This window comes from Cupriavidus numazuensis (assembly GCF_905397435.1).
Classification (GTDB): domain Bacteria; phylum Pseudomonadota; class Gammaproteobacteria; order Burkholderiales; family Burkholderiaceae; genus Cupriavidus; species Cupriavidus numazuensis.
In genome coordinates this window covers 118,185-133,486 of the sequence record NZ_CAJPVI010000002.1, presented here as the reverse complement: position 1 = coordinate 133,486, position 15,302 = coordinate 118,185, and the positions used below count along the sequence as shown (strand labels likewise).

The following is a 15,302-nucleotide window of genomic DNA, read 5'->3' as shown; positions in this document are numbered from 1 at the left end:
CAGGCGTGCGGGTATACCCTTGCGACTTTGCTGCAACCGGCGTCATGACGCCCTGCCCGTTTCCTATGCCGTCCTTCCGCCTTACCGCCTCCAACCTGTTCCGCCCGTTGACCGCGCTGCTGCTGGCTGTGGCCACGCTGTCTCCGCTCGGCGCCCGCGCGCAGAGCCCGGTGCTGGACAAGATCCGCGACAGCGGCACCATCGTGCTCGGCTATCGCGAATCCGCGCTGCCGTTCTCGTTCGCCGATGACAAGGGCCAGCCGGCCGGCTATGCCGTCGACCTGTGCCTGCGCGTGGCCGAGGCCGCCCGCCAGAAACTGGGCCTGAAGGACATCAAGGTACGCTGGCTGCCGCTCACGCCGCAGAATCGTTTCCCGGCCGTGGTCAACGGCCTGGTCGACCTCGACTGCGCGCCAAACACCAATTCACTGGAACGGCAGAAGCAGGTGGCGTTCAGCGTGTCGCACTACGTTTCCACCGTACGCATGTTGGTACGCGCCGATTCCGGCATCCAGTCATTCGAAGACCTGCGTGGCAAGACCGTCGTCACCAGCGCCGGCTCCACAGGCGACCGCCATGTGCGCCGCCTGAAGCAGCAATACGGCTATCGTGACGTCTACGCCAAGGACCACGGCGAATCGTTCCTGCTGCTCGAATCGGGCCGCGCACAGGCCTTCGTCATGGACGACGTGCTGCTCGCCGGCCTGCGCGCCCGCGCCAAGGATCCGTCGCAATTCGTCATCGTCGGCCCCGCGCTTTCGACGGAACAGAACGCGCTGATGATGTCGAAAGCGGACCCGGAGTGGAAACAGTTCGTCGACCAGACACTGGCCAGCACATTTGCGGGCACGGGCATCACGACCCTGCAAAAGCACTGGTTCCAGCAGCCGATTGGCAGCCGCAAGATCAATCTCGCGCTGCTGCCGTCGAACCAGGTCCGGGACGCCTGGAAGCATCCATCGGACGTCGCCACGGAGTGATTCGAACGTAACAACCCCAATCAGATTGATGCGGCAATCCATGATTTCCATGAGGCCTACCGCCGGGTAGGTCCCAAGTTGACAGCCTGGCGATTGCTTGGCGACACTGAAACCGGTTGCTCCGCTAACGGGGCAGCCGCGAACAATCAACCGCCCGATGGGGCGGTATAACCAGGCAGGACTCAGGAGAAATCATGAACAAGTTCGTTGCGACCGCGATCGCGCTCGCACTGGGCACGGCTGCTGTGGCCGCCCAGGCGCAGACCGGCGGCAAGAAGTTCGACCCGTACACCCAAGGTGCCAAGTCGGGTCAGAAGTTCGACCCGTACTCCGAAGGTGCCAAGAGCGGCGACAAGTTCGATCCGTACAGCCAGGGCGCCAACAAGAGCACCCGCAGCGACCTGACCGACGCCTCCGCCCCGGAAGCCAAGAAGTCGACCAAGTCGAAGTCCAAGAAGAGCAAGAAAAAGGCAGCTTCGGCGCCGGCAGCCAGCTGATTCTGGCCAGCCCCATGACAAAGCCCGTGCATGCACGGGCTTTTTTCATTGTTGGCGAGGTGGCATCGTGAAGCGAATACGCCTATGGCGACTTCGTGTCCAGTTCCATCGCCGTGACGTCGATGCGCTGTACCTTCCCATCCTGTTTGACTTCCGTGCGAAGCACGAAAGCCTCCGAGGGACAGTACCAGTCGGTGATCTGCATCACCGAAGGTTCCACCTGCACGACCTCTTCGCCGACCAGCAGCGGTCCCAGCGACGTGCGCTTCTCATAGGTGATTGGCATGCATTCCCTGCGGCCCAGCACCGTATCGATCATCTGGCGACGGCCCACCTGGCGTGAACTGATGTTGATCGACGCATGCAACGCGCGCATGGTGCCCACCACCTCATCCGAGCCCAACGGGTAGATCTTCAGCGACAGGCTGGATTCGAACGTCTCACCTTCCAGCGTGCTGCCTTCGCGCAGGTTCAGGCCGGCATAGTTGAATACCCCCTTGCCCTTGAATGCCGCCTCACCGTACATGCGGGCATAGCGCGCGCGGGCATTGATGATGGCGTGCTGGCTTTCGATGCTGGTTTCTTCGGCGGGTGTGCGCCGGTCAATGTTGACCATGTGCACCTGATCCATGACCACCGGCGGCCCCATCAGTGCCGACATGGCGGACTTCGACATGACCTCGAGTTGCGCGCGACAGCCCGAAGGGCTGCGACCCACGTTACGCAGCGTCATGGTGATCGACATCGGCAACGCGCCATCCCCCTCCATCTGCACTTGCGAGCCCGAGCGGAACCATGGCGCGTCGCAGATGACGGCGCCAGCCGGCATGGAGCGGGACGCGGCCGGCGCTGCGATACCCTGGCGAGACTCGGCCGGCTCCTCACCCCAGGCGACTCCACCCGCAAGCAATGCCAGGGCAGCAACCATGCCCGCGGGTTGATGTCGCAGGGCGTTCCGCAGGTAGTACTGCGCCTTTGTCTTCACATGAATCCCTGTCTAGAATGGTCTTGCGTCCCCGACTGGCACCCGCCCGGGCCGGTCCGCAACCGCTGCTCTTTAAATTAGCGTGTTTCCCGCGTGCTGTCTCGCCGGGTTTTTGGATGCCGCCGCGGTTGGCATCCCGGTACCTTGCAGGAGATCCCATGCTTCAGTACTACGCGAAATTATGGTGGGTGATCGCACTGCGCGGCATGCTCGCGCTGATTTTCGGCATCTGCGCGTTCTTCGCGCCGATCGCCACGCTGGCGGCGCTGATCCTTATCTTCGGCGCGTTCGCCGCCGCCGACGGGTTGATGGCGCTGCTGATGGCGATCTCCGGCAAGGAACGCGAAACCAGCGACCGCTGGGTCCTGGCATTGCAAGGCCTGCTCGGCCTCGGCGTGGGCGCACTCACCCTGCTGAGCCCGACGATCACGGCGCTGTCGCTGCTGATCTATATTGCCGCCTGGTCCCTGGCCACCGGTGTGCTGCAGATCGTCGCGGCGGTAAGGCTGCGCAAGGAAATCCCTAATGAATGGTGGCTGATCCTTGCCGGACTAGTAAGCATCGCCTTCGCGTTCCTGGTTTTGTGGAAGCCGCTGGCCGGCGCGCTGGCTGTGCTGTGGATGATCGGCTCCTGGGCGATTGTGTGCGGCATCCTGCTCCTCGGTGTCGCACTTCGCCTGCGCAGCGCCAAACCGGTGGCAGTCACCCAACCCGCCTGACGCAGCGACTCCGCGGCCTCACCGGCTACGCGCTGGGCCTTCCGTGGTTCCCGCTACCTCGGAAAGGCAGGATGAGCCCCTGCCCGTGCTACCATTGCCCGCCCGTGAGAGGGACGGGTCTGCGCAACAGGAAAAGATACGTTTAAATCACAATTTTTCCTGACATGAGGCCTTCAGCCGTGGCTTGTCCACCGGGAAACGTCCGCAAACGTTGTGACGACTTCCCGCCATGTCCGGCCAGCTGCCGTCAGGCCGGAATGCCGGAACGGCCCTCGCCCGGGGACATGTTGGAAGGAGCCGATTCCAGGCCAGCCCCGCGCATGACCGGCACAAGCCCGTGATGCGCCGGCGCGGGCGATGGCGGCTCCGCCTGTCGCGCCAAGCGGCGCAAGCTATTCATCCGTCGACATTTCCAGGGAGTTCTATGCGTAGTTCATCGACCTCGCGCTATGCCGGGCTGTCAGTTGGCGTGATCGCCATGATCAGTCTCGGCATCCTGCTGGTCTGGTTCGGCACGCTCGACATGCGGCACCTGCTGCGTTCGGACGAAGGCCGCTACGCCGAAATTGCCCGCGAGATGTTCGCCACCGGCGACTGGGTCACGATCCGCTATCAGGCGCTCAAGTACTTCGAGAAGCCGCCTTTCCACCTGTGGGCAACCGCGCTGTCCTACACGCTGTTCGGCGTCGGCGACTGGCAGGCGCGGCTATGCGTGGCGCTGTCCGGCGCGATCGGCCTGCTGGTTTCCGTGCTCGCCGCGCACCGCTGGTTCGGCGCACGCGTTGCCGTGCTCACCGGCCTCGTGATGGTCGCCGCGCCGATGTGGAACGTCGCCGCGCATTTCAATTCGCTGGACATGACGCTATCCGGCGCCATGGCCTGCGTGCTGGCCTTCATGCTGCTCGCGCAGCACCCCGACGCCACGCCGGCGGCGCGCCGCAACTGGATGCTGGCCTGCTGGGCGGCCATGGGCGTCGCCATCCTGACCAAGGGCCTGGTCGGTATTGCGCTGCCCGGCCTGGTGCTCGTGGTCTACACGCTGGTCACGCGTGATTTCGGCCTGTGGCTCCGCCTGCATCTGGTGTCCGGCATCGTGCTGATGCTCGTGGTCACCGTGCCGTGGTTCTGGCTGGTGTCGGAGCGCAATCCTGAATTCCTGAACTTCTTTTTTATCCACGAACACTGGCAGCGCTATACCTCGACGGTACATTCGCGCAAAGGGCCGCTGTGGTACTTCGTGCCGCTGCTGGTGGCCGGCTTCCTGCCGTGGCTGGGGGCGTTCCCCGGCATGTGGCAGGCCGTACGCGAACGTGCGGGCGTGGAACGCGGCAGTGCATCGCGGCCGTTCCAGCCGGCGCTGCTGGCCGCCATCTGGGCCATTGCGATCTTCGTCTTCTTCAGCCTGTCGGGCTCGAAGCTGCCCGGCTATATCGTGCCGATCTTCCCGGCGCTGGGCATCCTGGCCGGCGTGGCGCTCGATACCGCGACGGAACGCTCATGGCGCCGCCAGGTGAACTTCATGCTGGTGCTCGGCGTGCTTGGCCTGCTCGCCATGCCTTATGTGGCAACACTCGACAAGCCCAGCACGCCGAATGCGGTCTACCGCGAATTCGCGGTCTGGGTGGGCCTGGCCTTCGCCTGCATGCTGACTGGCGCGTTGCTCGCACGGCACCTGCTGCGCACGCGTGGGGTATTTCCGAGCGTCGTCGCCTATGCTGTCGCCATGTTCCTGTGCGCGACACTGGCCTTCCGCGGGCACGAGGCCATGGGGCGCCCGGCGTCCGGCGCCGACCTGGTCCCTGCAATCAACGCGGTGCTGACGCCCGATATGCCGATTTACAGCGTGCGGCTGCTCGATCACACCCTGCCGTTCTACCTTCGCCGCACCGTCATCCTCGTCGAGCACCCCGACGAACTGGAGTTCGGCGTGGGCCAGGAGCCGCAGAAATGGATTCCCACCGTCGATGCCTTTGTCGAACGCTGGAAGCAAGGCCCGCACGCCATTGCCATGATGTCCGCCGAGACATTCAGCGACCTGACGGCGCGCGGCGTCCCGATGGTCACGATCGGCCAGGACAAGCGCCGCATCGTCGTGGCAAATTTCCCGCTGCCGGCAGCCGCCCGGCCGCAATCTTCCAAGGACTGAACCCGGCGCCATGACGCTATCGACTTTCGCTTTCATCTTCACCGGCGTGCTGCTCAATGCCGCCGCGCAACTGCTGCTCAAGGCCGGCGTCAACGCCGTCGGTGCCATCACCATCGATCGGAGCACACTACTGGTCACGGCACTGCGCGTGCTGACGCAGTGGCCCGTGCTGGCCGGGCTCACCTTGTACGTGGTCAGCGTTGGCGTGTGGATCGTCGGCCTCTCGCGCGTCGATGTATCGATTGCCTACCCGATGCTGTCGCTCGGCTATGTCGTCAATGCACTGGCCGCCTGGTGGCTGTTCGGCGAGATGATCGGGCCGCTGCGCGTGTTCGGCATCCTGCTGATCCTGGCCGGCGTGTTCCTGATTGCGCGCTCGTGATCCGGCGCCCTTTTATGTTGCATACCCTGCATACCTATTGGCAAGCTACCCGATGACCGCTACCGCCGCTTCCGACTTCCTTCCCTTCGTCCGGCCCGAGATCGACGCCGACACCATTGCCGAAGTCGGCAAGGTGCTGGCGTCCGGCTGGATCACCTCCGGCCCGAAGATGCAGGCGTTCGAGGACGCCCTGTCCCAGGTCTTCGGCGGACGCCCCGTGCGTACCTTCGCCAATGGCTCGGCCACGATGGAAATCGCGCTGCGCATCGCGGACATCGGCCCCGGCGATGAAGTCATCACCACGCCGATCACATGGGTGGCCACCGCGAACGTGGTGCTGGCGGTCGGCGCGAAGCCCGTGTTCGTCGACATCGACCCGCGCACGCGCAATATCGACCTGGACGCCGTGGAAGCGGCCATCACGCCGCGTACGCGCGCCATCATGCCGGTGTACCTGTCGGGCCTGCCGGTCGACATGGACCGTCTCTACGCGATTGCCGCGAAGCATAAGCTGCGCGTGATCGAAGATGCCGCACAGGCCATCGATTCGCGCTGGCAAGGCAAGCGCATCGGCGCCTTTGGCGACCTGGTCAGCTTCAGCTTCCAGGCCAACAAGAACATCACCAGCGTCGAGGGTGGCTGCCTGGTGATGAACACGCCGGAAGAAGCCGTGCGCGCCGAGCGTTTGCGCCTGCAGGGCGTGATCCGCTCGGGCATGGACGGTATGGACGTGGAAGAGCCCGGCGGCAAGTTCAACCTGACCGACGTGAATGCCGCGATTGGCCTCGCGCAACTCGCAAAGCTCGACGCCATCACTGCGCGCCGCGCTGCACTGGCCGAGACCTATTTCCGCTGCGCCGCCGACGCCGGGCTGGCCGATCTTGGCATTGAACTGCCCCTGCCGCTGGACCCGCAGCAGGCTACGACCAACTGGCACATGTTCCAGGTCGTGCTGCCTACAGATCGCCTCGAAGGCGGCCCGCAGCAGGCCCGCCAGAACGTGATGCAGGCCATGCGCGAGCGCGGCATCGGCACCGGCGTGCACTATCCTCCGATTCACCTTTTCACCTACTACCGTTCCCTGGGCTGGCGCGAAGGCATGCTGCCGCACGCCGAACGCATCGGGCGCGGCATCGTCACGCTGCCGCTGTTCCCCGCCATGCAAGCCACCGATGTGGAACGGGTCTGCGCAACTCTCAGCGAAACATGCAAACGTCTCTCCAAATGAGCCCGGTCGAGGTTTCGGTCGTCATTCCGGTCTACAACGAAGAAGACGGGCTGCAAGCCCTGTTCGACCGTCTGTATCCGGCGCTCGATGGCCTTGGCGAGTCTTACGAGGTCATTTTCATCAATGACGGCAGCGTAGACCGCTCGGCGGCCATGCTCGCCGCGCAGTTCCACAAGCGCCCGGACGTGACCCGGGTGGTGCTGTTCAACGGCAATTTTGGCCAGCACATGGCCATCCTTGCGGGCTTCGAGCACACGCGCGGCAAGATCGTGATCACGCTGGACGCGGACCTGCAGAACCCGCCCGAGGAAATCCCGCGCCTGGTGCAGACCATGCGCGAAGGCCATGACTACGTTGGCACGATCCGCCGCCAGCGCAACGACACGGCGTTCCGCCGCTATGCGTCGCGCGCCATGAACCGCCTGCGCGAGCGGATCACCAAGATCCGCATGACGGACCAGGGCTGCATGCTGCGCGCGTATGACCGCAATGTGATCGACACGATCAATGCGTGCCGCGAGGTCAACACGTTCATTCCCGCACTGGCCTACACGTTCGCGTCGAGCCCGGTGGAAATCGAAGTCGGCCACGAGCAGCGTCATGCGGGCGAGTCGAAGTACTCGCTGTACCAACTCATCCGCCTGAACTTCGACCTGGTGACCGGTTTCTCGATCGTTCCGCTGCAATGGTTCTCGGCCATCGGGACGGTACTGTCGCTGTTGTCCGGCGTGCTGTTCGTGGTGCTGCTGATGCGCCGGTTCCTGTTCGGCTCGGAAGTGCAGGGTGTGTTCACCCTGTTCGCCATGAACTTCTTCCTGATCGGCATCCTGCTGTTCGGCGTCGGCCTGCTCGGCGAATACGTGGGCCGCATCTACCAGGAAGTGCGCGACCGGCCGCGCTACCGGATCAAGGCCGTCCTTGAGGCGGAACCTTCCCGCCACCGGACGGAGGCATGATGCGCGCAGTCGTCTTTGGCTACCACAACGTCGGCGACCGCTGCCTGCGCGTGCTGCACGCGCGCGGCGTCGAGGTGGCGCTGGTCGTCACGCACCGTGACCGCGCTGACGAGAACATCTGGTTCCGCCGCGTGGCGGATACGGCAACGGAACTCGGCATTCCGTTCGTCTATGGCGAAGACCCGGCCGATCCGGCGATTGCCCAGGCCGTGCGCGATGCCAGCCCCGACGTGATCTTCTCGTTCTATTACCGCTCGATGATCCCGGCCAGCGTACTGGCGCTGGCGCCGCAGGGCGCGTTCAACATGCACGGTTCGCTGCTGCCGAAGTACCGCGGCCGCGTGCCGGTCAACTGGGCCGTGCTGCATGGCGAGACCGAAACCGGCGCCACGCTGCATGCGATGGAAGCCAAGCCCGATGCCGGCTATATCGTGGACCAGACTGCCGTGCCGATCCTGCCGGACGACACCGCTGGCGAAGTCTTCGAGAAAGTCACCGTGGCCGCCGAGCAGACGCTGTGGCGCGCGCTGCCGGCCATGATGGCGGGCAACACGCCGCAACATCCGAACGTGCTGGCCCAAGGCAGCTACTTCTCGGGCCGCCGCCCCGAGGATGGCCGCATCGACTGGAGCCGCCCCGCGGCCGAGGTCTACAACCTGATCCGCGCGGTGGCGCCGCCCTACCCCGGCGCGTTCACCGACATCGCCGGCCAGCGCTTCGTCGTGGCGCAGGCGCGCCGCCCGCTGTCCGCCCCGGCGCTGCCGACCGGCTGGCGCCCCGGCCTGCACGTGAGCCAGGGCCAGATCATCGGCCTGTGCGGCGACGGCGGCCAGGTCCGCATCGACAGTCTGCTTGCTGCCGCGACATCCGCGCCGGTCACCGCGCAAGCGCTGGCCCCCATTCTTACCGAACAGTCCAACGAGGAAAACCGATGAAAAAGGTCCTGATTCTTGGCGTCAACGGCTTCATCGGCCACCACCTGACGCGCCGCATCCTGGAAACCACGCCGTGGGAGGTCTACGGCATGGACATGTCGTCCGACCGCCTCGGTGACCTCGTCGACCATCCGCGCATGCACTTCTTTGAAGGTGACATCACCATCAACAAGGAGTGGATCGAGTACAACATCCGCAAGTGCGACGTGGTGCTGCCGCTGGTGGCCATCGCCACGCCGGCGACCTACGTGCGCCAGCCGCTGCGCGTGTTCGAGCTCGACTTCGAGGCCAACCTGCCGATCGTGCGCAGCGCCGTGAAGTACGGCAAGCACCTGGTGTTCCCGTCGACCTCCGAGGTCTACGGCATGTGCGCCGACGAGGAATTCGACCCCGAGTCGTCGCCGCTGATCTACGGCCCGATCAACAAGCCGCGCTGGATCTACGCCTGCTCCAAGCAGCTCATGGACCGTGTGATCCACGCCTACGGCATGGAGCAAGGCCTGAACTACACGCTGTTCCGTCCGTTCAACTGGATCGGTGCGGGGCTGGACTCGATCTTCGAATCGAAGGAAGGTTCGTCGCGCGTGGTCACGCAGTTCCTCGGCCATATCGTGCGCGGCGAGCCGATCAAGCTCGTCGACGGCGGCGAGCAGAAGCGCGCGTTTGCCGATATCTCGGACGGTATCTCGGCGCTGATGCGCATCATCGAGAACCCCAACGGGGTTGCCACGGGCAAGATCTTCAACATCGGCAACCCGTCCAACATCCACTCGGTGCGCGAACTCGCCGAGATGATGCTCAAGATGGCCGCCGACTACCCCGAGTACGCCGAAGAAGCGCGCAAGACGCAGATCATCGAAACCTCGTCGGGCGACTTCTACGGCAAGGGCTACCAGGACGTGCAGCATCGCGTGCCGAAGATCGACAACACCATGCAGGAACTCGGCTGGAAGCCCGAGGTGACGATGGAGCAGGCGCTGCGCCGGATCTTCGAGGCCTATCGCGACAAGGTGGTGGAAGCACGTACCCTCGTCGACGGCGCCAACTGAGTACGGACCCATGGCCAGAATCGCCCTCAAGGTCGATGTCGATACGCTGCGCGGTACGCGCGAAGGCGTGCCGACGCTGTTGTCCATGCTGGACGCGGTGCAGGCGCAGGCGACCTTCCTGTACAGCCTGGGCCCGGACCACACCGGCTGGGCGCTGCGCCGGGTGTTCCGGCCGGGTTTCCTCAAGAAGGTGTCGCGCACCTCGGTAGTGTCCAACTACGGCCTGCGCACGCTGATGTACGGCGTGCTGCTGCCGGGGCCGGACATCGGCCGCAAGGCCGCAGCCGAGATGCGCGCGGCGCGTACGGCCGGCCACGAATGTGGCATCCACACGTGGGACCACGTCTACTGGCAGGACAACGTGCGCCAGCGCGACCGCGCCTGGACGCGTCGCCAGATGCAGAGCGCGTTCGACCGCTACGTCGACATCTTCGGCGAAGCCCCGCCCACGCACGGCGCGGCGGGCTGGCAGATGAACGACGAGGCCTTCCTGCAGATCGACGACTGGGGCATGGCCTATGCGTCGGACGGGCGCGGCACGGCGCCGTATATCCCGACGGTTGGCGGTGTGGCCTGCCGCCACGTGCAGATGCCTACCACGCTGCCCACGCTCGATGAAATGATCGGCGTGGATGGCCTGACGGAAGACAACGTCCACGAAGCCGTGCTGCGGCTCACGGAAGCCACCGTCGGCGACCATGTCTTCACGCTGCACACCGAACTGGAAGGCGGCAAGCTCGCACCCGTGTTCCGCCGCCTGCTGCAGGGCTGGCGCGCGCAGGGGCACGAACTGGTGTCGATGGCCACGTACTACCGGCATATCGACCGTGACACCTTGCCGACGTTGCCAGTGACGTGGGGGTCGATCGAAGGGCGCAGCGGCGAGCTGATCATCCAGCCTTGAAGTTCAGGCTGGCACTTCGTAGAGTCTCCCGCCCTCTCCCCCGGCCCCTCTCCCATTGCATGGGAGAGGGGAGCAAACCTTCAGGCCCGTGCTATGCCTTCTGTGGTCTCCCCTCTCCCGCTTGCGGGAGAGGGGCCGGGGGAGAGGGCAGGCGCAAGCCGAAGCCGCTCACCTCCGCGCCAATCGCAGCCCGTTGAACACCACCAGCAGGCTCGCTCCCATATCGGCGAATACCGCCATCCACATCGTTCCCATCCCGGCCACGGTCAGCGCGAGGAACACGGCCTTGATGCCGAGCGCCAGCGTGATGTTCTGCCACAGGATGCGCGACGTGCTCCGCGACAGCCGCACGAACGCGGGAATCTTGCGCAGGTCATCGTCCATCAGCGCCACGTCGGCGGTTTCGATCGCGGTATCGGTGCCCGCCGCGCCCATTGCAAAGCCGATGTCCGCACGCGCGAGCGCCGGGGCGTCGTTGATGCCGTCGCCGACCATGCCGACCTTGCCACGCGCGGCATGCGTGTCGGCAGCGAGCGTGCCGATGGCGTCCGCCTTGTCCTGTGGCAATTGGTTGCCGCGCGCCTCGTCGATGCCGACCTGCGCGCCGATCGCCTGCGCGGTATGCGGGTTGTCGCCGGACAGCATGATGGTCTTCACGCCCAGCGCGTGCAGTTCGGCAATGGCCTGCCGGCTCGTGTCGCGCACGGTATCGGCCACGGCGAACATTGCCTGGGCTACCGCCGCGCCATCCTTGCCGAGGCGGGCCAGCAGCACCACGGTCTTGCCCTGGCGCTCAAGCGCCTCCAGCCGGTCTTCCAGCGCGGGCGAGCATGCGCCCATGTCGTGGATCAGGCGGTGGTTGCCAAGGCAGTAGTCGTCGCCATCGATACGGCCGCGCGTACCGCGACCGGCCAGCGCCTCGAACTCGGTGACGTCGAGCAATGCGATGCCATCGGCCTGCGCCGCCGCAGCCACGGCCTTCGACACCGGATGATCGGAGCGTGCGGCAAGGCTTGCGGCAATCGCGCGCGCCTGGGGCACATCCTCCGCGAGCATCGCGTAATCGGTCTGCGCGGGCTTGCCGTGCGTGATGGTGCCGGTCTTGTCGAGTGCCACCCATGACAGGTCCTTGCCCTGCTCCAGGTACACCCCGCCCTTGATCAGGATGCCTCGCCGCGCGGCCGCCGCAAGGCCGCTGACGATAGTCACCGGCGTCGAAATCACGAGCGCACACGGGCACGCGATCACCAGCAGCACCAGCGCCTTGTAGATCCAGTCGACCCACGATGCGCCCGTCACCAGCGGCGGCACCACCGCCACGGCCAGCGCGATGGCGAACACCGTTGGCGTATAGATACGCGCGAACTGGTCGACAAAGCGCTGCGTCGGCGCGCGGCTGGCCTGCGCGGCCTCGACGGCGTGGATGATGCGGGCCAGCGTGGAATCGTTGGCTGGTGCCGTGACCTCGTATTCAATTTCGCCGGACTGGTTGATCGAGCCCGCGAACAGCGTGTCGCCAACGCCCTTGTCGACCGGCACGCTTTCGCCGGTGATGGGTGCCTGGTCCAGCGCCGACTGCCCGCGCACCACGCGCCCGTCCAGCGCCACGCGTTCGCCGGGGCGCAGCCTGACCACGGCGCCTACCGCGACGCCAGCCGCCGGCACGGCCGCCCAGTTGCCATCCACCTGCCGGACGGTCGCCTGCTCCGGCGCCATGGCCATCAGGCCGCGAATCGCATTGCGCGCGCGGTCCAGCGACGCGGCCTCGATGCGTTCGGCCAGCGCGAACAGCACCATGACCATGGCCGCTTCCGGCCATTCGCGCAAAACCAGTGCACCGGTCACGGCAATGCTCATCAACGCGTTGATATTCAGGTTGCCGTTGCGCAGCGCGATCCAGCCCTTGCGGTAGGTCGTCAGCCCGCCCAGTGCCACGGCAGCAATGGCGAGCAAGGCCGGTAGCCACGGATCGCCGAGTCCCACCCATTCGGTGACTTCGGCCCCGATCGCCGCCACGCCCGCGAGCGCGAGCGGCCACCACGGTTTGTGTTCCGCGGCGGGCGGCGGAGCCGCCTGCTCCGAGGCGAGCGGCTCGGCTTTCATCCCCAGGCTCGCGATGGCCTTCACCACGGGCTCGGCCGACGCCAGCGTGTGATGCACGGTCAGCACGCGCTGCATCAGGTTGAAATCGAGCGCCGCCACACCGGCCATGCCGCCGAGCTTGTTGCGGATCAGCGTTTCCTCGGTGGGGCAGTCCATCGCGTCGATGCGATAGCTGGCCGAGCGCGCACCGGGCGGAACTACCGCCGGTGTGACTGGTGCGACGCTGATCGCGGCACCACAGCCGCCACCGCAGCAGGCGGGCTCCGGCTGGGCGTGCTCATGATGATCGTGATCACCGTGGCCATGGGCATGGTCATGGTCATGGCCATGTTGATGGCCATGGCCATCATGTGGATGCGGTTGCGCGTGATCGTGGCCGCAGCAGGAATCGCTGCGAATGTGTTCATGTGGCACGGTGTCTTCAGGTGTCGTGCGAGCCATTTCTTCTTTCCCGCTGGTTTGACCTGATGCCATTGAAGACCCTGTAGCCGCTACAGAGTCAAGCCTGGCACCGACAAGCCCGCGCCTGCGTCAGGGTGACGCACGGTACGCTTGCCAGCCGGCCGAGGTGCACCGCTATAATCGCCGCCATGCGTCGCCTGCTGATCCTCCTCTTCGCTGTCATGCTGCCGCTCCAGTTCACCTGGGCGAGCGCGGCTGCATTCTGCGAGCATGGACGCGAGCAGCAGCGCCAGCAGGAAACCGGCTCCGCACCGGCGTGGCACTTCGGCCACCACACGCACGAGCACGAGACCGGCGGCGCCCACGGCAAGTCCGGCACCAAGCTGCCCGATGCCGACTGCGCGATTTGCCATTTCGCCGGCTCGCACGTCATGCTGCCGGCCGCGACGCAACCCGCGTCCTATCACTTCATCACCGTGCGCTACCGCGTGCTGCCCGTGCACTACGGGTCGGTGCCCGCGCGCGCACCGGATCGGCCCCAGTGGCTGCACCTGGCGTAATCCGCCGGTTCGGGGCCATGGCCCATTCCCTGCCTTTGCCACGCCTGTCCTGAGCGGACAGGTGCCGGGTTCCCGGATCGACGGATCGCGCGGCGTGACAGCCGTCAGCGCATGCATGCGCGCATGACGGCATCGCGCCGGTGCTCCCTGGCTTCGATCTGGTGATACCGATGAAACATGTAGTGATTCCGCTGGGGCTGGCTGCCGTCTTGCTCGGCCCCCTTGCGCAGGCCGCCACGGATGCGGCCATGCCGCCCTCCTTGCAGGATCAGCGCCCTGCCCAGCCGTACGACGCCGCCGAGACGCAGGGCGTGCTGACGCTCGACAACGCGCTGGCCCTGGCCATCGCCCGCAGCCCAAGGCTTTCCGCCGCCCAACAGGAACTCGCTTCCACCGAAGGCGGCATCACGCAGGCGCGCACGATCCCCAACCCCGCCGTCGGCTACGAGATGGAAGACACGCGGCGCGCGTCGCGCACGACCACCGCGCAACTAAGCGTGCCGATCGAGCTCGGCGGCAAGCGCTCCGCTCGCATCGACGCCGCGCAGAAAACACGCGAGCTCGCCAGCGCACAGCTCAGCAATGCCGAGGCCGACTTGCGTGCCGCGGTCATCGGCGCCTTCTTCCAGGTGCTGGTCGCGCAGGAACGGGTCAGCCTGGCCGAGAGCTCGGTCGGCATCGCCACGCGCGGCACGCAGGCCGCGGCAAGGCGCGTGGCGGCCGGCAAGGTCTCGCCCGTGGAGCAGACCCGCGCCGAAGTCGAGCAGGCCAATGCCGAGCTTGAACTCGCGGAGGCGCGCGCCACGCTCGACGCGGCGCGCCAGCAACTGGCCGCCCAGTGGGGCAGCCAGTTGCCGGTGTTCGCGTCGGCGAGCGGCGACCTTGAGGCCCTGCCGTCGCGGCCCCTGCCCAATGTCCTCGACGAAGCACTCGACACCGCGCCGGAAATGCGCGCGAGCCAGAGCGAGATGGCGCGGCGCCAGGCGGTGGTCAATGTGGAACGCAGCCGCCAGTACCCCGATGTGACCGTGAGCGTCGGCGCCAAGCGCGAGTATTCGTCGGACCGCGGATACTACCCGGTGCTCGGCGTCTCGCTGCCATTGCCGCTGTTCGACCGCAACCAGGGCAACCTGTACACGGCGATCCGCCAGGCCGACAAGGCCGCCGACGAATCGCGCGCCACGCGCGTACGGCTGGCCAGTGACCTGCGCCAGGCCTCCGGCCAGCTCGCGCTGTCGCGCAATAGCGCGCTGACCCTGCGCCAGACCGTGCTGCCCGCCGCGCAGCGTGCGTACCAGGCTGCCTCGCAAGGGTTCGAAGCCGGCAAATTCGCCTATCTCGAAGTGCTGGACGCCCAGCGCACGCTGCTCCAGGCACGCGTGCGCTATCTCGGGGCCGTGGCCGCGACCTACCAGGCCGCCACCGCCATCGACCGCATGCTCGGCCGCTGAGCGGC

General features: G+C 66.1%; 14 protein-coding genes. 12 read left to right on the top strand and 2 right to left on the bottom strand.

Annotation, left to right across the window (positions count from 1 at the left end):
* The first annotated feature begins 65 nt into the window (after window positions 1-65).
* Window positions 66-980 carry an amino acid ABC transporter substrate-binding protein gene (locus tag KHO41_RS02600; protein WP_211951749.1) on the top strand — a complete coding sequence of 305 codons (915 nt, stop codon included), beginning with the start codon at window positions 66-68 and terminating at the stop codon, window positions 978-980.
* A 194-nt stretch (window positions 981-1,174) separates the two neighbouring features.
* Complete coding sequence (locus tag KHO41_RS02595; RefSeq protein ID WP_211951748.1) at window positions 1,175-1,477, top strand: amino acid ABC transporter permease; 303 nt, start codon at window positions 1,175-1,177, stop codon at window positions 1,475-1,477.
* A gap of 82 nt (window positions 1,478-1,559) precedes the next feature.
* Here KHO41_RS02595 and KHO41_RS02590 read toward each other — a convergent pair whose 3' ends face one another.
* Entirely contained in the window at window positions 1,560-2,405 is an 846-nt protein-coding gene (locus KHO41_RS02590; protein WP_211951747.1) for a hypothetical protein, read from the bottom strand.
* Between the two features lie 215 nt (window positions 2,406-2,620).
* On the opposite strand from KHO41_RS02590, the gene KHO41_RS02585 reads away from it, so the two are divergent.
* The 8 genes from KHO41_RS02585 (at window position 2,621) to KHO41_RS02550 (ending at window position 10,781) form a co-directional block, all read left to right on the top strand.
* Window positions 2,621-3,181: an HdeD family acid-resistance protein gene (locus KHO41_RS02585; RefSeq protein WP_211951746.1), complete on the top strand. Its 561-nt coding sequence runs from the start codon at window positions 2,621-2,623 to the stop codon at window positions 3,179-3,181.
* A 424-nt stretch (window positions 3,182-3,605) separates the two neighbouring features.
* Window positions 3,606-5,327, top strand: a complete 1,722-nt coding sequence (locus KHO41_RS02580; protein ID WP_211951745.1) for a glycosyltransferase family 39 protein — start codon at window positions 3,606-3,608, stop codon at window positions 5,325-5,327.
* 10 nt (window positions 5,328-5,337) lie between these two features.
* A complete protein-coding gene (locus KHO41_RS02575; RefSeq protein WP_211951744.1) occupies window positions 5,338-5,709 on the top strand; it encodes a DMT family transporter in 372 nt (123 codons plus the stop codon).
* A gap of 52 nt (window positions 5,710-5,761) precedes the next feature.
* Entirely contained in the window at window positions 5,762-6,937 is a 1,176-nt protein-coding gene (locus KHO41_RS02570) for a DegT/DnrJ/EryC1/StrS family aminotransferase (protein WP_211951743.1), read from the top strand.
* Entirely contained in the window at window positions 6,916-7,893 is a 978-nt protein-coding gene (locus KHO41_RS02565) for a glycosyltransferase (protein WP_211951742.1), read from the top strand. The genes KHO41_RS02570 and KHO41_RS02565 overlap by 22 nt, the downstream gene beginning before the upstream one ends.
* A complete protein-coding gene (locus KHO41_RS02560; RefSeq protein WP_211951942.1) occupies window positions 7,893-8,828 on the top strand; it encodes a formyltransferase in 936 nt (311 codons plus the stop codon). The genes KHO41_RS02565 and KHO41_RS02560 overlap by 1 nt, the downstream gene beginning before the upstream one ends.
* Complete coding sequence (locus tag KHO41_RS02555; protein ID WP_211951741.1) at window positions 8,825-9,877, top strand: bifunctional UDP-4-keto-pentose/UDP-xylose synthase; 1,053 nt, start codon at window positions 8,825-8,827, stop codon at window positions 9,875-9,877. The genes KHO41_RS02560 and KHO41_RS02555 overlap by 4 nt, the downstream gene beginning before the upstream one ends.
* Window positions 9,878-9,887: 10 nt before the next feature.
* Window positions 9,888-10,781 carry a polysaccharide deacetylase family protein gene (locus KHO41_RS02550; protein ID WP_211951740.1) on the top strand — a complete coding sequence of 298 codons (894 nt, stop codon included), beginning with the start codon at window positions 9,888-9,890 and terminating at the stop codon, window positions 10,779-10,781.
* Between the two features lie 168 nt (window positions 10,782-10,949).
* On the opposite strand, the gene KHO41_RS02545 is transcribed toward KHO41_RS02550, so the two are convergent.
* Complete coding sequence (locus KHO41_RS02545; RefSeq protein ID WP_211951739.1) at window positions 10,950-13,325, bottom strand: heavy metal translocating P-type ATPase; 2,376 nt, start codon at window positions 13,323-13,325, stop codon at window positions 10,950-10,952.
* 149 nt (window positions 13,326-13,474) lie between these two features.
* On the opposite strand from KHO41_RS02545, the gene czcI reads away from it, so the two are divergent.
* Both czcI and KHO41_RS02535 read left to right on the top strand, forming a co-directional pair.
* A complete protein-coding gene (czcI, locus tag KHO41_RS02540; RefSeq protein ID WP_211951738.1) occupies window positions 13,475-13,846 on the top strand; it encodes a cation efflux protein, CzcI family in 372 nt (123 codons plus the stop codon).
* Between the two features lie 170 nt (window positions 13,847-14,016).
* Entirely contained in the window at window positions 14,017-15,297 is a 1,281-nt protein-coding gene (locus KHO41_RS02535) for a TolC family protein (protein ID WP_211951737.1), read from the top strand.
* Window positions 15,298-15,302 lie beyond the last annotated feature (5 nt).